Below are 24,239 nucleotides of genomic sequence, written 5' to 3'. Positions count from 1 at the left end.
ACAGCATCGCTAATCCCGCGTTGCCGACCCGTCGCGGTGCAGAGCTTCGGCCCGCAGCCGGAACGCCGCACGACCGTTGGCATTGAGAAGGATGTCGACGCCCGGCGGTATGACGGCAGGCAACTCATCCCCCACCAGCCGGAGCCACCGCTGCACCGGCGGGCCGAACTTCTGCGCGTGCGCAGTAACGACGAGGACACAGGGCACATCGTCCGGTGCCTTGTCGATGACCGGCCGGCCGTGTTCGTCGCAACCGATCTCCACCACCGACTGCCGCAAGGTCGGCACGAGTTCGGCGCCGGCGTCCGCGTCCCCGGCATGGATCAGATGAAGCAACGCGTCCAGCGGATCGGTCGGCGACTGTTCGTCGGGCGGCAGATACGCGGGGTTCGGTTCGAACGGTCCTACCCGTCCGTCGGCGCCTATCTTCCAGCGTCCGACGATCGTCCGAGGCGGGGGCGATTGCTCCGACTCGTTCGGCTCCCACGCCGGTGACGTCAGGACGAACCAGTCACCCTGCCTGACGGTTCCCGACTCCGAACGATCCATCACTGCTCCCGCCAGCGCTGTCCCCGAACCCCGCGGTTCTTCCTCACTCAGGCCTCCGCCCAGCCACATCGCGACTCAGCGTAGTCCGGAACTGCCGGACAACCTGTGCGGCCACGTCGATGCGGGTCAGGTGACGGGCCGACTCCGATCCGGTCACGCTACCCGTGCCGAAGTCACGGCGGCATCCCCGATTTCTTTCGGCACCGGCGATGGTGCGCCCCCATGAGGCGGCCACGCCTCGATCGTGAGCCGATAGGTAGATCGTCCGCATCGGTGTGTGCGGCACGCCTGATGGTCGGCTGCCGTCACGTCGGGGGGGCCTTGGGTGTGCGGCGGTGCAGGGCGAGCTGGATCTCCAGCAGCAGGCGGTCGGCGGGGTCGTCGAGGTCCATGCCGAGGATGTCCTCGACGCGGCGAAGCCGGTAGCGCAGCGTGTTCGGATGCACGCACAGTGCCACGGCGGCGGCGCGCACGTCGCCGTGTTCGCGCAGATAGGTCTCGACACTGTCGCGCAGGCTCGCGGAATGCTTGCGGTCGTAGTCGAACAGCGCGCGCAGCCGCGGATCGTGCAGCTCCGCCCGCGATCCGACGAGATCGAGCACCTCACCGAGCAGCACGGCGGTCCGCGCCTCGGCCAGGGTGGTCACCCGGCTCGCGGGCGTGGCCGCGCCGCTGCCGTCCAGGACCCGATCGACTTCCGCGCGCGCGTCGGCCACCCGGCCGAGATCGGTTACCGGACAGGCGATCGCCGCCCGCAGCGACAGCGAGCGCTGGGCTTCGAACTGGTCGATCAGCTGGCGCGTCCACGCCGTCACCGCCTGCGTGGAGCGGTAACCGGGCAGCAGCACGTAGACGCGGTCACCGATCGTGGTGGTCACGGAGTCACCGCGAAAAGCGCCCGCCCGCAATCGCAGAACGCCGCCTATGGCAGCCGCCTCGGCGCCCGCCGCCCGCTCGCCCGCCGCGAGCGCGAACCCGATCACCGCCGCCGGACCGGTCGACGGTAGGCGCAGCGCGTTCGCGACCGCCGCGGCGTCGATCGCGGGGCCGCCCGCGCCGAACAGCCGCCGGATCAGCAGCGTCTCGGTGGTGGGCGCGTCAAGGCTCCGGGAGATCAGCCGTGCCGCGATGGCCGCCGCGCCGCGCAGGATCTCGGCCGCGTCCGGGGCGAACGGCCGATCACCCTGCTGCAGCCAGATCGCGCCGAGCAGCTGCGGGCCGGCCGCCTGCGCGTCCGCGGGACGGCGGATGCCGATCACCAACCTGCGCTTGATGTTCAGCTCGACGTGCGCGGGCACGTCGACGACTTCGTCGGTGTTACGCAGCCGATCGAACACGCCCCACTGCCGCAGCAGACTCAGATATTCGCGCGGGCCCTCCCGGCCGAGAATCGAGCGCACGCGCAACTCGTCGGCGTTCTCGTCGGACGCCGAGTACGCGAGCACATGTGACAACGGGTCCTCGATCGACACCATCCCGTCCGCGTCGTCCGCGATCATCTGTGCCAGCGCGAACAGGTCGAGCTCCGCGGCACCCTGATCAGCATCCCCGCCCACGTTCCCGCCCTTCGGCCAACTCGACAACGCACTTGCCCCATCTTTGTCCGATCGACTCATTCTCCGGGCAGTTTTCCGGTGTTGACTTCCATCTACCGAAAAATCATCTAATGCCAGGAGGTCTCATGGACGCGGTCGTGGCCCCGCCCCCGCCGGTCAACGAACCGGTGGGCAGCTTCGCGCCGGGCACGGCGGAACGTGCGCGCCTACGGGTGAAGCTGGCCGAACTCGCCGCGACGCCGACCGACGTCGCCCACGTCATCGGCGGTGCGCACCGCCACGGTTCGGGCGAGCGCGTCGCGGTGGTGCAGCCGCACCGGCACGCCGCCGTGCTCGGCACACTCACCACGGCCGGACCGGGCGAGGTCCACGACGCCATCGCGGCGGCGACCGCCGCGGCGCCGGACTGGCGGGCGCTGCCCTTCGCCGAGCGCGCCGCGGTCTTCTTGCGCGCCGCGGACCTGCTGGCCGGTCCGTGGCGCGAAACCATCGCGGCGGCAACGATGTTGGGGCAATCCAAGACCGCATACCAGGCCGAGATCGACACCCCGTGCGAGCTGGTGGACTTCTGGCGGTTCAACGTGCACTTCGCGCGCCGGATCCTCGCCGACCAGCCGCTGTCGGTCCCCGGGGTGTGGAATCGGATGGACTACCGCCCGCTCGAAGGGTTCGTCTACGCGATCACGCCGTTCAACTTCTCCGCCATCGCGGGCAACCTGCCCACCGCGCCCGCGCTGATGGGCAACACCGTCGTGTGGAAACCGGCGATCACCCAGTCGGTGGCGGCGTACTGGACGATGCGACTGCTGGAGGCGGCGGGCCTGCCGCCCGGGGTGATCAACATGGTGCACGGCGCGGGCCCCGAGGTCTCGCGAGTAGCGCTGGCCGATCACCGGCTCGCGGGCATCCATTTCACCGGCTCCACCGCGACCTTCCGGCACCTCTGGCGCACCGTCGCGGCGAATCTCGACCGCTACGACGCCTACCCGCGCCTGGTCGGCGAGACCGGCGGCAAGGACTTCGTCGTGGCGCACAGCTCCGCCGATCCCGAGGTGCTGACCACGGCCCTGATCCGCGGCGCGTTCGACTACCAAGGCCAGAAGTGCTCGGCCGCCTCGCGCGCGTTCCTCCCCCGGTCGGTGTGGAACCGGATGGGCCGCGAGTTCATCGACCGGGTGGCCGCGCTCAGTTACGGCGATATCACCGACTTCGGTCACTTCGGCGGGGCGCTCATCGATCGGCGGGCCTTCGCCAAGAACGCGGACGCCCTCACGCGCGCCAAGGCGACCCCCGGCTTGACCATCGCCACGGGCGGCCACGCCGACGACAGCGTCGGCTACTTCGTCGAGCCCACCGTCCTGCTCGGCGACGACCCGGGTGACGAGGCATTCCGCACCGAGTACTTCGGCCCGATCCTGGCCGTGCACGTCTACGACGATTCCGCCCGGGGCTCGTTCGAGGCCACGATCGATCTCATCGACCGGGGCTCGCCCTACGGCTTGACCGGCGCGGTCATCGCCCGGGACCGCACGGCGATCGGCACGGCCCTCGACCGGTTGCGCTTCGCGGCGGGCAACTTCTACGTCAACGACAAACCCACCGGCGCGATCGTCGGCCAGCAGCCGTTCGGCGGGTCGCGCGCGTCCGGCACCAACGACAAGGCAGGCTCGGCACAGAACCTGCTGCGCTGGACCTCCGCTCGCACGATCAAGGAAACCTTCGTTCCCGCGACCGACCACCGCTACCCGCACCAGGAGTTGTGATGGCCTTCTCCGGACTGCTGCGGCCCGCCCTGCTGGCGGCCTCCCGTTCCCCGCGCGTGGAGCGCGCGATCACCCGCGCCGCCACCACCAAGAAGCTGGTCGACCGGTTCGTCGCGGGTGAGACCGAGAGCGACGCGGTCGCCACGGCCTCGGCATTGCTCGGCTCCAGCCGCTGCGTGACCATCGACTACCTCGGCGAGGACACCACCGATCTCGACCACGCCCGCGGAACCGTGGCGCATTATTTGCGGCTGCTGTCGGCGCTGGCGGAGCTGCGCGCCGCGGAGGAGACCACGGTGCCGCGGCTGGAGGTGTCGCTCAAGCTCTCCGCCCTGGGCCAGTCGCTTCCGCAGAACGGGTACGCCATCGCCCGCGAACACGCCTACGAGATCTGCACGGCGGCGAAGGCGGCCGGGATCTGGGTGACCGTGGACGCCGAGGACCACACCACCACCGACTCGACGCTGTCGATCGTGCGTGAACTGCGGCTGGACTTCCCGTGGCTGGGCACCGTCCTGCAGGCCTATCTGAAGCGCACCGAGGAGGACTGCCGGACCTTCGCAGGCCCCGGATCACGGATCCGGTTGTGCAAAGGCGCCTATCGCGAACCCGCGTCGGTGGCCTACCAGAGCCGCTCCGCGGTGGACGAGTCGTATCTGCGCTGCTTGCGGGTGCTGATGGAGGGCAAGGGCTACCCGATGGTCGCCACGCACGACCCGGCGTTGATCGATGCGGCGCTGCGCCACGTATGGGAAAGCGGTCGCAAATCCGGCGATTTCGAGTTCCAGATGTTGCACGGCATCCGCGACGCCGAACAGCGTCGCCTGGCCGCAGCGGGCCACGCGCTGCGGGTCTACGTGCCCTACGGAGACCAGTGGTACGGCTATTTCATGCGCAGGTTGGCCGAACGCCCGGCCAATATCGCCTTCTTCCTGCGCTCCTTCGGCCGCGACCGCTGAGCGCTACCCGGTCCGGGAAAACCGGATCCAGTCGCAAAGTGACCACAGACGCCGGTGACGTGGCCGTGCTTCCAGCGATCGGCCGCCGGAGGTGGACTTGCGGCCGGGGGTCGCACACCGGAACCGGATCACCAGCATTGGCACGCTTTCGCCGCAACTCGCGACGCCACGCGACCATACTTGCGAACATACGGTTTCGAGCGAAGCGAGACCGAGCATCCGCCGTTCGTGGCCCGGCTCGCGTTTGCGCGGCCGTCGCGTAGGCGACGAAGGAGCAAGCGGCGGTCGCGCACACGCGAGCCACAAGAGGACCGCGAACACCCAGCGCCGCAGGCGCTGGAAACAAGCACAGGAGTCGCATGTCCCTCGCGCAATTACGCGCCCAGATGACGCGCCGCAAGCCGCTCGGCGAGGTCGAGGACGAAGCCGCCGCGGCCGACGAGCAACTGTCGCGGTCGCTCGGATTGTGGCAGCTCACCGCGATCGGCGTCGGCGGCATCATCGGCGCGGGCATCTTCACCCTGGCCGGTGCGGTGGCGCACTCGGTCACCGGGCCTTCGGTACTGATCTCGTTCCTCATCGCGGGCGTGGCCAGCGCCGCGGCCGCGCTGTGCTATGCCGAGTTCGCCGGGATGGTGCCCAAGGCCGGATCCGCCTACACCTACGGGTACGTGTCGCTCGGCGAGATCGCGGGCTGGTTCATCGGCTGGGATCTGCTGCTGGAGTACGTCGCGGTCGCGGCGGTCGTCGCCATCGGGGTCTCCGGGTACTCCAAGTTCCTGCTGGAACAGGTCGACATCACGCTGCCGGATTGGATGCTGGGCGCTGCGGGCACCGGCGAGGGTCACGTCGTCGACGTGTTCGCCGTGCTGTTCTGCCTCGGCACGGCGTGGCTGCTCTCGCGCGGCATCCGCAGCGTCGGCCGGTTCGAGACCGTCGCGGTCGGCATCAAGGTCGCGCTGGTCGTGCTGATCATCGCGCTCGGCGTGTTCCACATCGACAGCTCGAACTACACCCCGTACTTCCCGTTCGGCACGGGCGCGGTGTGGACGGGCGCGGCCACCGTCTTCTTCGCCGTGTTCGGCTACGACGCGATGAGCACCGCCGCCGAGGAGTCCACCGACGGCAAGAAGCACCTGCCGAAGGCGATCATCTATTCGCTGGCCATCGCCATGGTGCTCTACGTGCTGGCCACCCTGGTGCTGACCGGCATGCAGAAGTACACCGAGATCAGTCCGACCAGCGGGTTCTCCACCGCCTTCGAGTCGGTCGGGCAACCGGGCGTGGCGAACATCATCGCGGTCGGCGCCATCGTCGGCATCGTCACCGTGGTGCTCACCTTCATGCTCGGCGTCACCCGGGTCTGGTTCGCCATGAGCCGCGACGGGCTGTTGCCCGCGTGGTTCGCCAAGACCCATCCGGTTCGCAAGGTGCCTACCCGGGTGACCTGGATCGTCGGCATCGGCTCGGCGCTGATGGCCGGGTTGCTGGACATCACCGTGGTCGCCGAGCTGACCAATATCGGCATCCTGATGGCGTTCATCGTGGTGTCCGTGGCCGTGATCGTGCTGCGGCGCACCCGTCCCGACGAGCCGCGCGAGTTCCGCCTGCCGTTCATGCCGGTCGTGCCGCTGATCGGCATCGGGTTCTCGCTGTACCTGATCTGGTCGCTGCCCTGGGAGACGTGGGCGCGGTTCGTGATCTGGCTCGTGGTCGGCCTGGTCGTCTACTTCGGCTACTCGCGCACCCATTCCCTGCTCGAGCGCGGCCGCCGCGCCGCGGCCGAGGGCCCCGCGTCCTTCTGATCGCCCATCCTTGGACAGGTTCGCGAGCGGTATCCATTGCGGAATGGTTGCTCGACTGCATACGGTCGGGAATGCCTGCATCGGCGTCGAGCCCGGAAGGAGCACGAGCGGATGGATCTGCGAGAGGTCGTTTCGTCGGGTGTGCTCGAACAGCGCGAACTGCTGGCCCAGGGGGCGCTGTCCGCGGAGGAGTTGGTCGAGGCGACGCTCGACGGGATCGATGCCGCCGCTGACCTCGGCGCCTTCACCCACATCCTGCGGGAGGAGGCCAGGGCCGAGGCCGTCGAGCGGGACCGGGAACGCGCGGCGGGCGGCACGGTGGGCCCGTTGCACGGGGTTCCGGTCGCGGTGAAGGACGAATTCGACGTCGCCGGCGTGGTGACCAGCTTCGGCACCAGGGCGAACGCGACGCCCGCCGTGACGGACGCCGAGGCGGTGCGCAGGCTGCGCGCGGCCGGGGCGGTCATCGTCGGCAAGACCTCGATGCCGGAATTCGGGCAGTGGCCGTTCACCGAGTCCAGCACCTTCGGCATGGCCCGCAATCCGTGGGACCCGAGCCGCTCCGCGGGTGGATCCAGCGGCGGATCCGCCGCCGCGGTGGCGGCCGGGCTGGTGCCCGCCGCGCTCGGCGGCGACGGGGGCGGGTCGATTCGCATCCCGGCAGCGTGCTGCGGATTGTTCGGCCTCAAGCCGCAACGCGGGCGAGTGCCGCTTGCCCCGAACGAGCACCTGTGGTGGGCGCTGGGTGTCGCCGGGCCGCTGACCCGCGGGGTGCTGGACTCCGCCGTCGTCTACGACGTGATCCGCGGCAGCACCCGCACCGACCGATTCCGGGCGCCGGAACCGGCGACCTCGTTCGAAGCGGCGGCGCGCGGACCGGCCCGGCCGTTGCGCATCGGCTACAGCGTCAAATCACCGATCCCGTCGGTGCGACCGGATCCGCAGCATGTGCGCGCCGTCCGCGACACCGCGATACTGCTCGCCGAACTGGGCCACACGGTGGCGGAGATCGACCCGCACTACCCGGATTCCACGCATGCTTTCTTTCCGCAGTTCTTCGGCGGGGTGCGCGCCGAATTGGCCGAGGTGGACCATCCGGAACTGCTGGAACGCCGCACCAAGCAGACGATCGCGGTCGGCTCCTGGGCGCGCAGGCCGGTCGTCGAATGGGCGATCCGGCGCGGAGAGGCGGTGCGGCGCAAAGCCGATCGGATCTTCGCCGAGTGCGACCTGCTGCTGACGCCCACCATCGCGATCCGCCCGCCGCTGCTCGGCGTGCTCGACGGGGCGAACACGGTGCGCGCGCAGCTCGCCTCGGTTCCGATGGTCGCCTACACCGCGATCTGGAACGTCACCGGCCACCCCGCCGCCTCGGTGCCCGCCGGTGTCGGCGACGACGGGCTTCCCTTGTCGGTTCAGCTGGTCGGCCCCACGAACGGCGAGACGAGAATCCTCCCGATCGCCGTACAGCTCGAGCAGGTGCGTCCGCAGCCTCGCCCGGTCCTCCCTCCAGCCGGGTAGATCTACGTGGGCCCCGTCTCGGCGGGAGCGGAAGCCGGTCGGGATGACGTGTATCTCGCGCGCCCCTCTCCGGAGCAGCTCCGGTGCTGCGCGACTATCGAGCCTGACCGTCACCGCCCGGGCGCTGGTATCACCGCTTCGGTGTCAGCAGGACAAGCGGGATCTCGCGCGTGGTCTTCGTCTGATACCCGGCGTACACCGACTGCGCGGCGGTGACCCGGGGCCACAGCTGCGCCCGCTCCTCCGGCGTGGCCACCCGAGCCGTCATCGGCGTCTTCGGCCCGCTCCGCACCGACACGACGACATCCGGATTGTCACGCAGATTCAGGAACCACGCCGGGTGCACGGGGTCGCCGCCGCGCGAGGCGACGACGACATAGGTGTCGCCGTCGATGATCGGCGCCGTGAGCATCACCGAGTGCGGTCGCCCGGACTTGCGGCCGGTGGTCGTGAGTTCGAGCGACGGCATGCCGGAGAAATCGTTGCCCAGCTTCCCGAAGCTGAGTTTCAGCAGGGCGCGATGCACCGTATTCATGGTCTTCAGCGCGAAATTCGAGGGCATGCGATCCTCACGATCGACTCGGCGGGTGGTCCGGCTCGCCGTCTCCCGCGGCGGGAAGCGGCGAATCGGACTGTACCGGAACCGGCGTGGCCGGCTCAGCTCGCGGACCATCCCGACCAGCGCGCCACCTCGATGGCGATCACCGGTCCCGGTGGCGGCTGTCGCTCGTACTGGGGGTAGCGCGCGGTCAATCGGCGGATCGCCGCTTCCGCCTCGGCGCCGTGGGCGAGACGAGCCGCGCCGTCCGCGCGGGCCCACCACAACCGGGTCCAGTCGTCGTCGTAGCTGTCGACGAGCACGGCGACCGCCGGGTTCGCCGCGATGTTGTCCAGACGGCGCAGCGCGGTGGTCGTCTTCGGCTTCGCGTCGACACTGGTGTAGACGATCTCGCCGGCCACGGCGAACACGATGGGCACCAGGTGCGGGCGCAGCCGCGCCGAAACGGTCGCCAACCGCGCGACCGGACTGGTCGCGAATCGTTTGCGGGCCTCCTCGGAACTCAGCAGCACACCCGTCTCCTCGGCATCGCCTTCCCCGTGAATCGGGGATCCAGTCGGTTACCTCCCCTATGCAACCGGACATTTGCCGTGAAATCACGGCGATCTACTACTCCCACGCTACGGTCGAGTCAACGTGTGACCCGTCAGAGGCTATGTCGCCAAAAAGTGGAGGCGGTCGTGGACATCGATATCACTGCTCGGCTGAACCTAGCGTTCGAAATGTGGGAGCGTGCGCACGGACGCCCGCTCGCCGACGATACGGTCGAGACCTGGGTGACCGCGGCCGGGTACGACTTGGAGCCAGGTCACCTGGCGAAAGTCCGGCGCGGAGAGCTCACCGCGCTGCCGGAGCAGGCCCGCGCCGGGCTGGCTCATGTCTTCGGGCTCGACCCCAGCTATTTCGTCTTCGATCCCGGCCCGGACCGGGCCGACGACGCCGAAGTGATCGCGCACCTGGACAATTCGGCGCTGCGCCGCCTGGGCCAAGCCGTGAACGGCGTGTCGCTGCGGACGCTGTTGTACCTGGAGTCCGTCGCCGAAGTGCTCCGCCAGGCCGACGGCCTGCCTCCGTGCGAGCAGACCGCGCAACTCTGATCGACGACAGCGGCTCGGTTTCGGCCCCCGGCCCGGGAAGTCCGGCGGGCCGGCCACACCGCCCGGGCGCGCCCACCGCTCACCGCCGCGGCTACCCGGCACGCCGATAAGCCAAATTTCGAATACCACCTCCCTGGCGCGAGGGTGGGAGTCCAGGTAGAGGTAGAGGGGGGATTTCTGGTGAGTAGCGAGGTGGCAGGACTGTGGGTATGGGCGGCTCAGTTGCGCCTGGGCGTTCGTGACAAGTCCATCCCGCGGGGGATGGTGCGGCGGCACCCGTAAACGGCGGATGAGGGCCAGAGAGCACCGGTTGCACGTCGCAAGGAATGGCAGGAAGAGAGTTGAATCAATGGCTCGGATCTGGTACTCGTGCGCGGCAAACTACGCGATCATTCTTGACCGCGATTCCGCCACGAACCCACCGAGTATGCATCGCTCGGTGTTCGTCTTCCAGGCTCAGGATGACCCGGACGATGCCATCGCCAAAGCCTTGGAGATCGCGAGATCCCGCGAGCAGGACTACATGGGTGGAGCGCCTGGAGACTCCGCGCGGGTCGTCTGGCGTCTGGAAAGCCTGGAAACCATCGATATCCTCGGCGAGTCCATCGTCGACGGCCGCGAGATCTACGCCGAGCCGATTCCCGTTCCCGATCACGTCAACTGGACCGTTGAGACTCGATTCACCCCAGATACGACCGACATCGGCACGAGCGGAGTTCAGCCACTGCTTGCTTTCAGAGACCAACGGTCGTCGGGTGGACACGATTAATGCCCTGTGGCAGTGCATTTCGGCTGCATGGGAGGGCCCGTCCAAAAAGCTGATGTCGTCGGCTGCGGGGTTGGCGATGATGCATCTCGGGAACTGATCCGCAGCGCCGGTTGTTGCCGTGCGTATGACCGGCGAAACCTCAACGGCGCCCCACCGGCGCGCCCAACTGCGTGAGTTCCTCCGTACCCGCAGAGCGCGGCTCACACCGGCGGATGTCGGTCTGGCGACGGGAGGCAGGCGGCGCACACCCGGCCTGCGGCGCGAGGAGGTCGCGTTGCTCGCCGGAGTGGGCGTGTCCTGGTACACGTGGCTGGAACAGGGCCGCGACATCACCGTGTCGGCGGAGGTGCTCGACGCGATCGGCACGGCACTGCGCCTGTCCGGACCGGAGCGGACGCATCTGTATCTGCTCGCCGGTCTCAACCCGCCGCCCGGCCGGGCGCGCGACACCGAGGTCACCCCCGAACTGCGCCGACTGCTCGACGCGTGGGGCGCGCGCCCGGCGGTGCTGCGCGACCGCTGTTGGAATCTGCTCGGGGTCAACGATGCCGCGCGCTCGGTCTTCGGGTTCGGCGACGCTGACCACAACTGCCTGGTCTCCTTCTTCACCAATCCCCGATACCGGGGTATGCACGTGGAATGGACCGCGATCGCGCCCGCGGTCGTGGCCGCTTTCCGTGCCGACGCGGCGCACGCCCCCGATGATCCCGCGTTCGCCCGGGTGGTCGGCGAACTCAGCGCGGCGAGTCCCGAATTTGCTCGCTTGTGGGCCCGCCACGACGTGGACGCCGCCGTGCAAGCCGTGAAAGCGGTGCGTCACCCCGACGCCGGTGACCTGGTGTTCGACACGACCACCCTCGCGGTGGCCGACCGTCCCGGATGGTTCCTGGTGCTCTACAACCCGCAGCCGGACACCGGCACAGCGCAGCGGGTCGACGGGCTGATGCGGATCAGGCTCGCCGCCCCGGCGTGACCGTAGCCTGGTGGTGCCACACCTAGGTCGACTGGACACTGTTCGGCCGCGGTGGCCTTCGGCACGCTGATTCCCATGACGCACAACATCTCCCGATTCGACGGCAAGGTCGCGCTGGTCACCGGCGGCTCGAGCGGCATGGGGCTGGCCACCGCACGACGGCTGCTCGCCGAAGGCGCGCAGGTGGTCATCACCGGCCGGGACGAGACACGGCTGGACGCCGCGGTCGAAGCGCTGCACGGCGACGAGCGAGTGCTCGCGATCCGCGCCGACGCGGGTCGTCTCGCCGATCTCGACGCGCTCGCCACCGCCATCCGTGACCGGCACGGCCGCCTCGACGTGGTCTTCGCCAACGCCGGGGTCGCGTCCTTCCAGCCGAGCGCCGAGATCACCGAGGACGAGTTCGACCGGGTCGTGGACATCAACTTCAAAGGCGTGTTCTTCACCATCCAGAAAGTGCTGCCGCTGCTGTCGGAGCACGCGTCGGTCGTCATCAACGCGTCGTGGACGCTGCACCGCGGCCTGCCCGGCGCCGCGCTCTACGCGGCCACCAAGGCGGCCGTGCACAACCTGGCCCGCACGCTCGCGGCGGAGCTGGGGCCCAGGGGAATTCGAGTCAATTCGGTGAGTCCCGGGTACATCGAGACCCCGATGTTCCACGACAACGTCAGCCCCGACGCGCACGCCGCCGTGCTCACCGAGGTGGCGAGCCGCCGGTTGGGCACCGCCGAGGAGGTGGCCGACGCCGTGGCATTCCTCGCCTCCGCCGAGGCGTCCTACGTCAACGGGCAGGACCTGGTCATCGACGGTGGTCTCGTCGCGGCCGTCTCCCGGGAGCTGCTCTGACCGTCAGGCCCGCGAACCGGCTTCGCGACGCACGGAGTCGACGATCGCTTCCCGGATGGGCCGCCAGCGCAGATCGAGTTCGGCCAGCGTGCGGGAGTCGTCGGTCGGCGTGGCGGTGGTGAGCAGCCACGCCGCCTCGTAGCTGAGCCCGGCGCTGATCGGCAGGATTCGGGCGGCGGCGTCGGTGAGCCGTCCGAGCCCGAGCAGCGCGGCCTTCGGCACCGGAATCCGCCGGATCCGCTGTCCCACAGCGCTTTCCAGGATGTCCACGATCTCGTCGAAGGCCACCATGTGGCCGCCGCACAGATAGCGCCGTGGCCCGAGGCCGGGGCTCATCACGGCGGCGTGCACCGCGGCCACGTCCCGGACGTCGATCATCTGCATGCCACCGCGGATCCGAGGAGCGACGCGGGCCCGCAGGATGACACCCCACCCGTCGGAGGTGATCCCGGCCTGGGCGCCGAGACCGGGGCCGACGACGCTGGAGGGATAGGTGATCACGACCGGAGCGCCCGCGGCCTGCAACGCCCGCGCGATCCGGTCGGCGGCCGACTTGGTGCGGCCGTAGGCACTGCGCCCCGGCGCGGTCGGGCTGTCGGGCGTGATGACCGGATCCGGGCTGGGAAACAGCGCGCTGTAGCTGGCGACGTGCACGATCGGATCCAGGCCGAGCGCGGTCGCGCGGGCCAGGACGGTGGCGGTCGCGTCGACGTTGACCTCCCACATCAGTCGCTCGCGCCGGTCATCGGTGCCGACCACGCCCGCCGCGTGCAGGACGGCGTCGCATCCGTCGAGCAACGCTTCGACCGTCTTCGGGTCCCGGATGTCGCCCGGCAGCACCGCGAGCGCTTCGGGCGTGGTGTCGAACATGCCGACGACCGCCGAGACGGATTCGCTGGGGTGGACCAGCAGCACGACGCGGTGCCCGGCCCGCAGGAGGGCGGCGACGGTGTGCGCGCCGAGATAGCCCGTGCCGCCGGTGACGGCGATGCGCAGACCCGTCTCTCGCAGTTCCCCGCCGGCGTCCGCTTCTCGCGCTGCCGTGCCGGTATCCGCCGGTATGTCCTTCGGTCCACCCATTTCGTTCCTTCGTCACCATGGATTCCGCCGTTCGGTCCACCGGCGCCGCGCCTTCGGGGCACGCGACAATGGCCGCACATCGGAAGCATCGGCACAAATTCGATGCCACTGGCATCGTAATTGAGGAAAGGAGCGGTATGGCGGAAACGGCGCGGGATCCGCACTCGGCGAACCGGGGCGCCGGCCGGCCGCGCGACGAGTCGGTCGAGCAGCGAGTGCTGGCGACCGTGCGGGAGATGCTGGTCGAAGTGGGGTGGGACGAGCTGAGCGTGCGGGCGGTGGCGGCCCGCGCGGGCGTCGGCCGGGCATCCATCGCTCGCCGCTGGCCATCGAAGGCCGAATTGGTGCTGCACGCCGTGCTGGGTGAGACGCCCGACCTGGAGCCGTTCGAGGGAACCGACCGGCAGGGGTGGCTCGAGTGGGTGCTGCGCGGCAGCCGGGAGCTGTTCGCCCGCAGCGAGGTGCGCGCCGCCGTTCCCGGGCTGTTGACCGCACTCGATCGGGACCAGCACTTGCGCCACCGGTTGTGGGCCGGATTCAGCGCCCCGGCGGCCGCGCTCTTCGCCGCGGGCGACACCACACCCGGCGCGCGCTCCGAGTTGGACGCCAGGGCCGTCATCGCGCTGGCGGCCGGTGCGGCGTTGTTCCTGGAGTTCGTCGCCGACGGGGACGACACCGCGCTGCTCCACCGGCGCATCGGCGAACTGCTGCGTCGCGCCGTGCTCGAGCACTGAACGGGGCGATCCGCGCGAAAACCGGTTGGCGACCTGTTCCGGCCGCTCAGTACAGTGGGCCGGTGATTCGCACCGCCGCACTGGCCCATGTCCGGAATCGCCGCCTGCTGCAAGCGCGCTCAGTGGGCAAGGACGTCTTCTACATGGCCGGCGGCAAGATCGACCCCGGCGAGACGCCCGAGGCCGCGCTGCACCGCGAGGTGCGCGAGGAACTCGGCGTCGGCGTGGTCTCCTGCGACGAACTCGGGGTTTTCCACGCCGAGGCGTACGGGCACTCCCCCGGCACCCGGCTGCACATGACCTGCTTCACCGCGGAACTGGACGGCGACCCGACGCCCGCGAGCGAGATCGCCGAGCTGCGCTACTTCACCGTGAGCGAGTACGCCGCCATGGACCATGTGGCCCCTGGCTCCATGCTGGTCTTCCGCAAACTCCACGAACTCGGCGCCGTCGACTGGTAGTCCGCCGAGAACCGGGCGCGGGCCGGAGCATCAGGCCGATGCGTCCCGTGGTCCGGGACGGATCCGTACCTCAAGCGAACCGTGCGGATAGTACGGCATAACACGGAAACGGCGCCGATTCGGCACGCGCCGCGCTCGCCGTCAGCGGAGCGCGGCGCTCGGTATCTCGTCGTCGAGCACTTCCACGCCGCGCCAGAAGGCGACGTGGTCTTTGATCTGCTCCGCCGCGCTTTTCGGGTCGGGGTAGTACCAGGCGGCGTCCTCGTTACGGTTGCCGTGGACTTCCAGGGTGTAGTAGCTGGCCTCACCCTTCCACGGACACGTCGTGTGCGTCTCGGAAGGCCGGAGGAATTCCTTCCGGACGGACTCGGCCGGGAAGTAGTGGTTGCCCTCGACCATCACGGTATCGGAGCTGCTCGCCAGAATTTCGCCATCCCACATTGCCTTTGCCATATCGCGATCCTGTCGCGCCCACGCGGACGAAAGAATGCTCCGCGGCAGCCGTATCCGAGTCGGTACACGGATGTTGCCGTATCGATTCGCTCCTGTAGTCGCGCGAAGGAGGTGGCGACTTACTGCCCGCACGATATCGGCCGACCGGCGGATTGCCGGCCGGCAAGACAGGTCGGGCCCCTACGCGGAGCTACTCACGGTGCGGGCGGCGAGGGGCAGCCACGCCATGAGCGAGCCCGGCGATCAGGTCACCCTCGGGCCCCGTCTCCTGTGGCGCCGGGACCGCGACGCGCATGCTCGGCCACCCACACGCCGACGCCGATCGCCCCCGCGACCGGCCACGACACCAGCCCGGTGACCGCCGCCGCTCCGAGCCCGCCGAAGTAGAGCAACGACTCCCGATCCGGTACCCGGTTGCGCACCGCCGTGGTCGCCGAGGAGACGCCGGTCGCCACGGTGCGCGGCCCGGGCGGTAGCGGAACTCGGGCCATCCGCATGCCCACCGTCGGAACCGGGATCCGCAGCCGGGCGCGTGCGGTAGCCGGGGTATCCGATTTCGTCGGCGGTTCGGTCTCGGTGTCCGGCACGGCGCGTGCCGGCTCGGGTGATTCGGAACCGGACTCGCGGACCTTCTGGGCCGCTGTCTTGGACATGACCGCTCCTTCCTTCGTCCTGAACCTCGTCGCTGGTTATGTGATCCAGCCAAGCCGTGCTCGCGCCGCGTCGCAACCCCCGCCTGGAATCCCTTTCGCGCTCGGCGAGCATCGCCCGGACGGGGAATGCGACCGCGCTGCTCGTACGCCGCTTTCCCTTACCGGATGACAGCACGGACATGCAATGGCTAACAGATTGCTGGAAGTCACAATACCTCGCCGAAACAGTGCAGATTCTGCGCATTTTCTCGATGCGAGAAAGTTTTTCATGCAATCCTGACTCACCTCCACATGTCGCTGGTAGTTTGCCGAACGAGGCACTCGGAGGCAGACCACTGGTCGGCGAATCCGCCGAACTACCCCTGGAGGTCAAGGTCGTGACTCGTCCGTTTCTTCGTTCCCCCCGCGGCAGACGCATCGGTTCGGTCCGTGTCCTCGGCGCCCTGGGCGGGATGGCACTCGCCCTCCTGCTGGCGACGACGGCCACTGCGGAACCGGTCTATCCGCAGCCCGATCCAGACCCGTTCTACGCCGCACCGGCCGATCTGGCGGCGCACAACCCTGGCGACGTGCTGGACGTACGGGTCCTGCCGCCGCTGGCCCTCTTCCCCGGCGCCACCGTCAGGCTGGTCGAGTTCCGGTCCACCAATTCGCGGGGCGCGCCGATCGCGGCGACCACCACGATCCTCACCCCCCTCGGACAACGGCCCGGGATGCCGCTGCTGTCGTATCAGCACTTCATCAACGCGCTCGGCACGCATTGCGCGGTATCGCACCTGCTCTACAGCAACGATCTGAATCTGTCGGCGTCGTCGTCGATGCTGAACGTCCTGCTGGCGCGCGGCTGGACGGTCGCGCTGCCGGATCATCTCGGCCCCCAGTTCGCGCTCGGCGCCGGGCGTTTGGGCGGCCAGATCACTTTGGACGGCGTCCGCGCGGCGAAACGACTACCCGAACTCGGCCTGCAGAACAGCCCGGCGGCGTTGACCGGTTACTCCGGCGGCGGGCTCGCCACGGCATGGGCGGCCGCGCTGCAGCCGTCCTACGCACCCGAGCTGCGGCTCGCCGGCGCGGCCATCGGCGGCGCTCCGATGAACCTGGTGGCGATGGCGCGGGGGCTGGGTCTGGAGCCGCACCCGGCGTTCGGCCTGGCCATGGCAACGGCCATCGGCCTGGAGCGGGAGTATCCCGACCAGGTGCCGATCAGCCAGAATCTCAACGAGCGCGGACGGGCGCTGCGCGACGCGATGGCCAACAGCTGCACCAACGACATCCTCGCCGTCGGCGCAGGCGGCAGCGCGCGCGAACTCGTGGACAACACTTCGGTCTTCGACTCGCCGGGCGCGTGGTCCGTGGTGGAGGAGAACAGCGTGGAGCTCTACCCCGGCTCCCCGGCAATGCCGATATTCGAGTGGCATTCGCCGAGCGACCCGCTGATTCCGGTCGCCGCGATCGACAACACGATCCACCACTGGTGCTCGGCCGGTGTGCCGCTGCAGACCGTGCACGTGCCCGACGCCGAGCATCTGACCGCGGCGGTGCTCGGCGCCCCCTCGGTGCTGGGGTGGCTCGAGGGCCGCGTTCGCGGCGAGCCCGCGCCCAGCACCTGCTGACACGGGCAGACATCCGCGGCCGCTCGGCGCCGCGCGTTCTTCCCGACCGGATTGCGCGCGAATTCCCGGGGTAAGCCGCAAGCACAGGAGGTGATGACATGCCGAAGGCTTGGACAGACAAGCAAGAACGCCAGTACGAGCACATCAAGGATTCGGCGAAGTCCCGTGGCACGAGCACGGGACGCGCGAAGGAGATGGCCGCTCGCACGGTCAACAAGAACCGTGCCCAGTCCGGGCAGTCCAAGACCGCGAGCAAGACGTCGACCGACGACAAGTCGCCGCAGCAGCGCGGCGGTCAGCGTTCGCACAGCGGCGCGCAAGGGCCGACCCGCGACCAGCTGTACAACGAGGCCAAGAAACGCAATGTCGAAGGCCGCTCGAAGATGACGAAGAAGGAGCTGGCGCACGCGCTCGGACGGGACTGAGCCCGCTCGAAGACGAAGAACCGAGAGGAGTGGAAATGGCCGAGCAGCAGGAAACCGGCACCGTGACCGGCACCAGGGACAAGGACTACAACCTGATCTGGTTCGTCGAAGCGTCCCTGGAGAACGCTCTGCGTCTGGATACGTTCATCCAGGACGCGGAACGGGACGGAGACAGCGAGCTGGTGGAATTCTTCCGCAAGGCGCAGGCCGACAGCCGTAAGGGCGGTCGGATGGGCAAAGAACTCTTGTCGAAGCGCCTCGCGAAATCCGATATGTGATCTTCGGTACAACAGGCGGGGAGGGCGGCAGTGCCGCCCTCCCCGCCTGTTCCCCTCTTTATCCAGCTGATGCGGAGTGCCCGCGTGTCGTCGTCCTGATGCTGGGTACCTCGACCTCGAATCCTGCCGCCGAGCCGAGGAGCAGCTATGCGTGTTGTCGTGGTCGGTGCCACTGGAAACGTGGGAACGAGTCTGCTGGAGACACTGTCGACCGAAGCGGGGGTCGGCTCGATCGTCGGGATCGCGCGGCGCCTGCCGGACGAGCCCCGGGAAGGGGTGGAGTGGGTGCGGGCGGATGTGCGTACCGACGACCTCGAGGCCCACTTCCACGGGGCCGACGTGGTGGTGCATCTGGCCTGGCTGTTCCAGCCCACCCACCAGCCTATGGTCACGTGGCGCGCGAATGTCGGCGGTACGGAACGCGTGCTGCGCGCCGTGGCCGCGGCACAGGTCCCGGCTCTGATCTACGCCTCGTCGGTCGGTGCCTACTCCCCCTGCCACGATGACGAGCCGGTGCCGGAGAGCTGGCCGACCGACGGCTGGCCACCTGCCGCGTACACCCGCGAAAAGGCCTACGTCGAAAGGCTGCTGGATCGGTTCGAAGCCGAGAATCCGGACCGCCGCGTGGTGCGCATGCGCCCGGCGTTCATCTTCCGCCGGGAGACCGCCAGTCAGCAGCGGCGACTGTTCGCCGGTCCGCTGCTGCCGAATCGCCTGATCCGGCCGGGGCTCCCGCCGATCCTGCCGATCCCGCGCGGACTGCGCTTCCAGGCGGTGCACAGTGACGACGTCGGCCGCGCCTACGCGCTGGCGATCGCGACCGACGCCCGCGGACCGTTCAATCTGGCGGCGGAGCCGGTGATCGATCGCGACCGGCTGGCCGAACTCTTCGATGCCCGGGTGGTATCCGTGCCGCCCGCGCTCGTCCGCGCCGCGCTCGCGCTGGGCTGGCACGCCAGGACCCTGCCAGCGGCGCCGGATCTGTTCGACGCGGTACTGCGCCTGCCGATCCTGGACACCGGTCGCGCGCGGGCAGAGCTGGGCTGGACACCGCGGTACACCGCGGTCGACGCCCTCCGGCACTTGCTGTCCGGTCTGCGGGCGGGCGCTGGGGCCGACACCCCTCCCTTGGCCCGCGAAGCGGGCGGGCCTTGGCGCTGGCGGGAGTTCGCTTCCGGGGTCGGCGGACGCGAACTAGGTGTCGGCTAGTTCGCCGGGCCGGCTCTCCGGCTGTCCGCCGCTGGATGTGGCCACCGGCTGGGATGCTCGGCGCACGAAGGGCGACGACTGCCACCGCGGCGCCGGTGGATAACCGAAGCCGACGGCTGTACCTGCGCACGGCCGGAGAGGCCGACCCCAATCGTGGTCGGCCCCTCTGGTTTTCCTGATACCTCGTTCACCTGGGCGGCACACCTGCCTCGGACTCGGGTAGGTGCGGGAGCCGCGTCAGCTATAGGTGAAGAAGACGCCGGAAGCGATACCGCCCGGCCCGGTAACCGTCACCGGCACGGAACCGACCCCCGCCGGAGTGACCGCGGTGATCTGCGTATCGGAGACCACCGTGAACGACACTGCCGGAAGGAGACCGAAGAACACGCTGGTCGCGCCGGTGAACCCGGTGCCGGAGATCGTCACCGTGGTGCCGCCGGTCACCGGCCCTGTGTTCGGGGTGATCGAGCTCAGACTCGGCACGGACACATAGGTGAACGGCACTCCCGCACTGGTGCCGGCCGAAGTGGTGACCGTGACCGGCACGGTACCCGTTCCCGGCGGAGCGATCGCGATGATCAAGTTGCTGGAAAGCGCGAAGAAGAGCAGGGCCGGGGTAGCTCCGAAGTTCACGGAGGTAACTCCGGTGAAACCGCTTCCCAAGATCAGAACCACGGTACCGCCGGTCGCGGGCCCGGAATTCGGAATAACCGCGGACACCACGGGAACCTGCACCACAGAGGTGTAGGTGTAGGGAACACCATTGCTGATACCGTCCGCATTGGAAACGGTGACCTGCACAGTGCCCGTGCCCGGCGGAGCGATCGCCGTGATTTGAGTGGGGGAATCCAGAGTGAAAGTGGTTGCGGTTCCGCCGAATCGGACCGTGGTCGGCCCGCCGAATCCGGTTCCGGTGATAACCACGCTGTTACCCCCAGAACTCGGGCCCGTGGTCGGCGATACCGAAGTGATAGTAGGCATGACATTTCCCCTTTTCAGTATTGATTACCTGCACCGGGGAGCGCTCGACCTTCAGGTAGCCCGGCTGTAACCATTAACGCCCCGAAACCACCACTACGGCAATGCAAATGGGATCCGTTTTCGTCCGTTTTCGTCTGGTTTCGCCCGTGCGCTATTCGTGCGCTCCGGCCGGCATTTCCGCGATCCGGGCGGGCAAAGCCCGGCCGCGTGCAACGGCTCGGTCGAGCGCATACGGCTGAGGACGAAAGCGCCCTCGAGAGCGGCGGATACGGCGAGGATGAACTCGTGGGCGTCGGGACGGGCGCAGGCTCGCCGAACTCATGAGGCTCGGCTGGTCGAAATCGACGACACGTACGTCGAACCTGGCGGGCTCGTCGCCCGGCTACTCGGCGAGTGGCGGTTTGCCTTGACGCCGACGAGAAGGTTTAGCGTGGCGAGGACGAAAGGCGAAGGAGGACGGATGCGCATCGGCGAATTGGCGCAGCGGGCCGGCACCAGCACGCGCGCCCTGCGCTACTACGAGGAGCACGGCCTGGTGCGGCCCCGCCGCGCCGCCAACGGATACCGCTCCTACGACGACGCGGAAGTGCTGATCGTGGCGAAGATCCGCGAACTGCTCGGCGCGGGCTTCGACCTCGACGACATCCGTCCCTTCGTCGCGTGCCTGCGGGCGGGTAACGGCTCCGGCGACGTCTGCCCGGACTCGGTCTCCACGTTGCGGCGCAAGCTGGCCGAGGTCGATTCGTACCTGGAGCGGCTGACGGACGTCCGCCGCCTGCTGAGCGACCGGCTGACGGCGGCCTGCGAGTTCGACCGGATCACGGCGGCCTGCGAGTTCGACGGGCTCGGGGAGCGGCCGTGAAATTCGCGGTCAGCTATAGCACCCCGTTCTTCGGCGTCGACCCCGATCGGCTGCTCGGCTACGCCCAGCATGCCGAACGATGCGGCTTCGAGGCGATCTACCTGCCGGAGCACGTCGCGCTGTACCCGGGCGCCGCGGTCGGGCCGATGGAATTCACGCCGACGGTCCCGTTCGCCGACCCGCTGGACGCGCTGAGCTTCGTGGCCGCCGCGACCGAGCGGATCCTGCTCGGCACCGCGGTGCTGCTGCTGCCCTATCACCATCCGGTGGTGCTGGCCAAGCGCCTGGCGACCATCGACGTGCTGTCCAAGGGACGCCTGCGGCTGCTGACGGTGGGACTGGGCACCCTGCCCGGCGAGGCGCACGCCCTCGGCGTCGAGTTCGCCACCCGAGGCCGCCGCGCCGATGAGGCCATCGACGTGCTGCGACTGCTGTGGTCCGGCGATGCGGACGGGGTGAGTTTCGACGGCGAGTTCTTCCGGTTCGAGAACCTGTGCAGCTATCCGAAACCGACGGAAGGCCGACCCCTGCCGATTCACGTGGGTGGTTCGAGCCGCGCCGCGGCGCGCCGTGCCGGATCCCGCGGCGACGGCTATTTCCCCGGCGGCATGCTCGGTCCGGCCGAACGCGCCACCCAACTGGAGATCGCCCGTGCCGAGGCCGCTGCGGCGGGCCGCGACCCCGGGGCGTTCGAGTACACCCGCTGGGGATCGATCGACATGCCGGCCGAGCGGGTCGAGGGACTGGCCGCACAGGGCGTCACGCGCATCGTGGTGAGCGCGAGCACCGGCGACCCGGAGCGCGCCCGCGACGAGTTGTCCGCCTTCGCCGAACGCTTCGATATTGCGAACGCACTGCGGTAGCGATCACGGCGCGGTTCGCGCCGGTAACCTCCTCAGACGGTATGGCCCGCAACCAGATCCGCGACGGAGTGATAATGCAGCGTCTCCGCGGCCGGTCGCAGCACGGCGCCGTCCTCGGGCTCGAGCAGCATTCCGACGTGATCGCCGAGGTCGTAGCGCTCGCGGATGTGGGCGCTGAACCAGCTCGGCACCGTGCTGAGCACCGGAATGCCGCCCGGGCCCGCGTGCCAGTCGCAGTGCACGAACTTGTCGATGTCGTCGCCGGTCTCACCGCCGAAAAGCCGCGCCAGGGAGAGCTGTTCGCTGCCGAGCAAATGTACCGCGAGCCGGTCGGCGCGCTGCGCGACCCGATAGGTGTGGTTCTTCTTCGACAGGCCGATCAAGAACCGGCGCGGCTCGATGCTGACCTGCGTCGCGAATCCGACGAGACAGCCGGCGCGCCGGCCGTCCGCCTGCGCGGTGACCAGCAGCACGGGATAGTCCGCCGCCGCGACCACCGCGTCGAACACTGCGGTCCGGTCTTCGGTAGCCATCGGTCCTCCCAGCGTGATGCGACGTCTTCCCCGGATGCCCGCGCGATCGCCGCGCAAACATGCCGGACCGGGCAGCGCTCACCCTACAACCGAGGCGCCCGAGTCGTCTCAGACGCCGACGCCGGCAGGGGTGGGGCGCCCGTACGACGGCCCTGCAGACCGGCTCTTTCCGGTCTACATCCCGTGGATGATAGTCCACCACAACGACTTCCGCGCCTGCACTGAAAACGCATGGTGGCGGTCGCCACATTGCGAGCACATCAGTGCACTGAGGGGGCGCCGGCCGATGGAGGCGTTCCAGCCGTGCCGGTCGCGCTCCGGACTCAGCGGTAAGCGGCGCTCTCGGCGGACCGGGTCACGACTCCGGGCTCCGGCGCGCGGGCACGTCGCGGGCTCGCCCCCGCAGCGTCAGCACCCCCACGGCGGCGGCGACCATGCACAGTCCCACCACCCAGAGCCCGGCCCGCCGGCTCCCCGTCACGTCCGTCAACCCACCGGTGACGTACGGAGCCACGAAACCGCTGACGTTGCCGATCGAGTTGATCAGCGCAATACCGCCCGCCGCGGCGGCGCCGGACAGGAAGGTGCCGGGCAGGGCCCAGAACGTCGGCAGCGCCGCGAGCACGCCCACCGCGCACACGGTGACCGCGACCATCGCGGCGAACGGGTCACCGAGGTACAAAGCCACCGGAATGGCGAGACCGCCCAGCAGCGCGGGCAGCGCGACGTGCCATATCCGCTCCCCGGTCCGGTCGGCGTGCCGACCCCACCACACCATCACGATCGCCCCGACGAGATAGGGCACCGCATTGATCAGTCCGCGCTGCACCACCGAGTACTGGACGCCGTACTGCTGCTGGAAGCCGTCGATGATCGACGGCAAGAAGAAGCCCAGCGCGTAGAGACCGTAGACGATGCCGCCGTAGACCAGGGCGAGCCCGAGCACCCGCGGATGGGTCAGCGCCCGGCGCACCGTCCAGTGCTCGGCGCGCCGCAACGCGGACTGCTCGGCCGCGATTTCACCTGCGAGCCAGTCCCTTTCGTCCGGTTCCAACCAGGTCGCCCGCTCCGGGCGGTCGGTCAGGTAGAACCAGGTCACCACCGCCAGCGCGATGGCGGGCAAGCCCTCGACCAAGAACATGAACCGCCATCCGCTGAGCCCGAAGATCCCGTCGCCGTATCGAATGATCAGGCTGGACACGGTCGCGCCCAGGGCGGTGGAAATCGGCACGGCGGTCATGAACAAGGCCACGATCCGCGCCCGTTGCGCTTGCGGGAACCAGTACGTCAGATACAGCAGGATGCCGGGGAAGAACCCCGCCTCCACCACGCCCAGCAGGAATCGCAGGACATACAGCACGGTGGCGTCGGGCACGAAGGCCATCGCCGTGGCCACCAGACCCCAGCTGACCATGATGCGGGCGATCCAGCGCCGGGCGCCGAAGCGGTGCAGCGCCAGGTTGCTCGGCACCTCGAGCAGCAGGTAGCCGACGAAGAAAATGCCCGAGGCGAACCCGAAGGCGGTCTCGGTGAGACCGAGATCGGTCTTCATGCCGCTGGGCCCGGCGAACCCGATGTTGACCCGGTCCAGGTAGTTGACGAAATACAGCAGCCCGAGAAAGGGCACCAGGCGAATCGTGACCTTGCGCAACGTCGTGCCGGCCACCTCGGAGGTGGAAACCATCAGCGCACTCTCG

General features: G+C 69.1%; 26 protein-coding genes. 16 read left to right on the top strand and 10 right to left on the bottom strand.

Annotated features, from left to right (window positions below; genetic code table 11):
- Positions 1 to 9: 9 nt before the first annotated feature.
- Together ABZ552_RS14385 and ABZ552_RS14380 are read right to left on the bottom strand one after the other, a co-directional pair.
- Positions 10 to 549 (bottom strand): type VII secretion system-associated protein, encoded by a 540-nt coding sequence (locus tag ABZ552_RS14385; protein WP_281873819.1) that lies wholly within the window; start codon positions 547 to 549, stop codon positions 10 to 12.
- A 305-nt stretch (positions 550 to 854) separates the two neighbouring features.
- The gene (locus ABZ552_RS14380; protein ID WP_357437406.1) at positions 855 to 2,105 is read right to left on the bottom strand and encodes a helix-turn-helix domain-containing protein; all 1,251 of its coding nucleotides are present in this window, start codon (positions 2,103 to 2,105) and stop codon (positions 855 to 857) included.
- Between the two features lie 125 nt (positions 2,106 to 2,230).
- Here ABZ552_RS14380 and pruA point away from each other — a divergent pair, with 125 nt between their 5' ends.
- The 4 genes from pruA to ABZ552_RS14360 all read left to right on the top strand — a co-directional run bounded on the left by pruA (position 2,231) and on the right by ABZ552_RS14360 (position 8,153).
- Complete coding sequence (gene pruA / locus ABZ552_RS14375; protein WP_357437403.1) at positions 2,231 to 3,868, top strand: L-glutamate gamma-semialdehyde dehydrogenase; 1,638 nt, start codon at positions 2,231 to 2,233, stop codon at positions 3,866 to 3,868.
- Positions 3,868 to 4,827 (top strand): proline dehydrogenase family protein, encoded by a 960-nt coding sequence (locus tag ABZ552_RS14370; RefSeq protein WP_281873822.1) that lies wholly within the window; start codon positions 3,868 to 3,870, stop codon positions 4,825 to 4,827. Before pruA ends, ABZ552_RS14370 begins: the two co-directional genes overlap by 1 nt.
- Positions 4,828 to 5,186: 359 nt before the next feature.
- Positions 5,187 to 6,632, top strand: a complete 1,446-nt coding sequence (locus tag ABZ552_RS14365) for an amino acid permease (RefSeq protein ID WP_357437399.1) — start codon at positions 5,187 to 5,189, stop codon at positions 6,630 to 6,632.
- Between the two features lie 111 nt (positions 6,633 to 6,743).
- Positions 6,744 to 8,153 (top strand): amidase, encoded by a 1,410-nt coding sequence (locus ABZ552_RS14360; RefSeq protein ID WP_281873825.1) that lies wholly within the window; start codon positions 6,744 to 6,746, stop codon positions 8,151 to 8,153.
- A gap of 130 nt (positions 8,154 to 8,283) precedes the next feature.
- Here ABZ552_RS14360 and ABZ552_RS14355 read toward each other — a convergent pair whose 3' ends face one another.
- Both ABZ552_RS14355 and ABZ552_RS14350 read right to left on the bottom strand, forming a co-directional pair.
- A complete protein-coding gene (locus tag ABZ552_RS14355) occupies positions 8,284 to 8,715 on the bottom strand; it encodes a nitroreductase/quinone reductase family protein (RefSeq protein ID WP_281918875.1) in 432 nt (143 codons plus the stop codon).
- A 95-nt stretch (positions 8,716 to 8,810) separates the two neighbouring features.
- On the bottom strand, positions 8,811 to 9,218 hold the full coding sequence (locus ABZ552_RS14350) for a TIGR03668 family PPOX class F420-dependent oxidoreductase (RefSeq protein ID WP_281881032.1): 408 nt from the start codon (positions 9,216 to 9,218) through the stop codon (positions 8,811 to 8,813).
- A 174-nt stretch (positions 9,219 to 9,392) separates the two neighbouring features.
- Between ABZ552_RS14350 and ABZ552_RS14345 the strand changes: the two genes are divergently transcribed.
- The 4 genes from ABZ552_RS14345 (at position 9,393) to ABZ552_RS14330 (ending at position 12,397) form a co-directional block, all read left to right on the top strand.
- Complete coding sequence (locus ABZ552_RS14345) at positions 9,393 to 9,809, top strand: hypothetical protein (protein ID WP_281873829.1); 417 nt, start codon at positions 9,393 to 9,395, stop codon at positions 9,807 to 9,809.
- Between the two features lie 349 nt (positions 9,810 to 10,158).
- Positions 10,159 to 10,578 carry a hypothetical protein gene (locus ABZ552_RS14340; protein WP_281873831.1) on the top strand — a complete coding sequence of 140 codons (420 nt, stop codon included), beginning with the start codon at positions 10,159 to 10,161 and terminating at the stop codon, positions 10,576 to 10,578.
- Positions 10,579 to 10,702: 124 nt separating this feature from the next.
- Positions 10,703 to 11,551, top strand: coding sequence for a helix-turn-helix transcriptional regulator (locus ABZ552_RS14335; protein WP_281873833.1), 849 nt, complete (start codon positions 10,703 to 10,705; stop codon positions 11,549 to 11,551).
- 75 nt (positions 11,552 to 11,626) lie between these two features.
- On the top strand, positions 11,627 to 12,397 hold the full coding sequence (locus ABZ552_RS14330) for a glucose 1-dehydrogenase (RefSeq protein WP_281873835.1): 771 nt from the start codon (positions 11,627 to 11,629) through the stop codon (positions 12,395 to 12,397).
- Positions 12,398 to 12,400: 3 nt separating this feature from the next.
- Here the strand turns inward: ABZ552_RS14330 and ABZ552_RS14325 are convergent, their stop codons facing one another.
- Complete coding sequence (locus ABZ552_RS14325) at positions 12,401 to 13,393, bottom strand: NAD-dependent epimerase/dehydratase family protein (protein WP_357437659.1); 993 nt, start codon at positions 13,391 to 13,393, stop codon at positions 12,401 to 12,403.
- A gap of 221 nt (positions 13,394 to 13,614) precedes the next feature.
- Here ABZ552_RS14325 and ABZ552_RS14320 point away from each other — a divergent pair, with 221 nt between their 5' ends.
- Together ABZ552_RS14320 and ABZ552_RS14315 are read left to right on the top strand one after the other, a co-directional pair.
- The gene (locus ABZ552_RS14320; protein WP_357437394.1) at positions 13,615 to 14,211 is read left to right on the top strand and encodes a helix-turn-helix domain-containing protein; all 597 of its coding nucleotides are present in this window, start codon (positions 13,615 to 13,617) and stop codon (positions 14,209 to 14,211) included.
- Positions 14,212 to 14,273: 62 nt separating this feature from the next.
- A complete protein-coding gene (locus tag ABZ552_RS14315) occupies positions 14,274 to 14,672 on the top strand; it encodes an NUDIX domain-containing protein (RefSeq protein WP_281873839.1) in 399 nt (132 codons plus the stop codon).
- A 141-nt stretch (positions 14,673 to 14,813) separates the two neighbouring features.
- Here ABZ552_RS14315 and ABZ552_RS14310 read toward each other — a convergent pair whose 3' ends face one another.
- Together ABZ552_RS14310 and ABZ552_RS14305 are read right to left on the bottom strand one after the other, a co-directional pair.
- Complete coding sequence (locus tag ABZ552_RS14310) at positions 14,814 to 15,125, bottom strand: DUF427 domain-containing protein (protein ID WP_281873841.1); 312 nt, start codon at positions 15,123 to 15,125, stop codon at positions 14,814 to 14,816.
- Between the two features lie 248 nt (positions 15,126 to 15,373).
- Complete coding sequence (locus ABZ552_RS14305; RefSeq protein ID WP_357437391.1) at positions 15,374 to 15,778, bottom strand: hypothetical protein; 405 nt, start codon at positions 15,776 to 15,778, stop codon at positions 15,374 to 15,376.
- Positions 15,779 to 16,230: 452 nt separating this feature from the next.
- Here ABZ552_RS14305 and ABZ552_RS14300 point away from each other — a divergent pair, with 452 nt between their 5' ends.
- From ABZ552_RS14300 to ABZ552_RS14285, 4 genes are all read left to right on the top strand, one after another.
- A complete protein-coding gene (locus ABZ552_RS14300) occupies positions 16,231 to 17,391 on the top strand; it encodes a lipase family protein (RefSeq protein ID WP_281881034.1) in 1,161 nt (386 codons plus the stop codon).
- 98 nt (positions 17,392 to 17,489) lie between these two features.
- Positions 17,490 to 17,816 (top strand): plasmid stabilization protein, encoded by a 327-nt coding sequence (locus ABZ552_RS14295; RefSeq protein WP_281873845.1) that lies wholly within the window; start codon positions 17,490 to 17,492, stop codon positions 17,814 to 17,816.
- 35 nt (positions 17,817 to 17,851) lie between these two features.
- Positions 17,852 to 18,094 (top strand): hypothetical protein, encoded by a 243-nt coding sequence (locus ABZ552_RS14290; protein ID WP_195089743.1) that lies wholly within the window; start codon positions 17,852 to 17,854, stop codon positions 18,092 to 18,094.
- A gap of 147 nt (positions 18,095 to 18,241) precedes the next feature.
- Positions 18,242 to 19,303, top strand: coding sequence for an NAD-dependent epimerase/dehydratase family protein (locus ABZ552_RS14285; protein WP_281873861.1), 1,062 nt, complete (start codon positions 18,242 to 18,244; stop codon positions 19,301 to 19,303).
- 237 nt (positions 19,304 to 19,540) lie between these two features.
- Here the strand turns inward: ABZ552_RS14285 and ABZ552_RS14280 are convergent, their stop codons facing one another.
- Positions 19,541 to 20,284, bottom strand: a complete 744-nt coding sequence (locus ABZ552_RS14280; RefSeq protein ID WP_281873863.1) for an IPT/TIG domain-containing protein — start codon at positions 20,282 to 20,284, stop codon at positions 19,541 to 19,543.
- Between the two features lie 460 nt (positions 20,285 to 20,744).
- Between ABZ552_RS14280 and ABZ552_RS14275 the strand changes: the two genes are divergently transcribed.
- Both ABZ552_RS14275 and ABZ552_RS14270 read left to right on the top strand, forming a co-directional pair.
- On the top strand, positions 20,745 to 21,146 hold the full coding sequence (locus tag ABZ552_RS14275) for a MerR family transcriptional regulator (RefSeq protein ID WP_281873864.1): 402 nt from the start codon (positions 20,745 to 20,747) through the stop codon (positions 21,144 to 21,146).
- Positions 21,143 to 22,009, top strand: a complete 867-nt coding sequence (locus tag ABZ552_RS14270; RefSeq protein WP_281873866.1) for a TIGR03619 family F420-dependent LLM class oxidoreductase — start codon at positions 21,143 to 21,145, stop codon at positions 22,007 to 22,009. Before ABZ552_RS14275 ends, ABZ552_RS14270 begins: the two co-directional genes overlap by 4 nt.
- A 32-nt stretch (positions 22,010 to 22,041) precedes the next feature.
- Here the strand turns inward: ABZ552_RS14270 and ABZ552_RS14265 are convergent, their stop codons facing one another.
- Together ABZ552_RS14265 and ABZ552_RS14260 are read right to left on the bottom strand one after the other, a co-directional pair.
- Positions 22,042 to 22,542, bottom strand: a complete 501-nt coding sequence (locus ABZ552_RS14265; protein WP_357437385.1) for a flavin reductase family protein — start codon at positions 22,540 to 22,542, stop codon at positions 22,042 to 22,044.
- Positions 22,543 to 22,897: 355 nt separating this feature from the next.
- The gene (locus ABZ552_RS14260; RefSeq protein ID WP_281918878.1) at positions 22,898 to 24,226 is read right to left on the bottom strand and encodes an MFS transporter; all 1,329 of its coding nucleotides are present in this window, start codon (positions 24,224 to 24,226) and stop codon (positions 22,898 to 22,900) included.
- Positions 24,227 to 24,239 lie beyond the last annotated feature (13 nt).

Source organism: Nocardia sp. NPDC019219 (assembly GCF_040632645.1).
Lineage (GTDB): Bacteria > Actinomycetota > Actinomycetes > Mycobacteriales > Mycobacteriaceae > Nocardia > Nocardia sputorum.
This window is presented reverse-complemented; position numbering and strand designations above follow the sequence as displayed.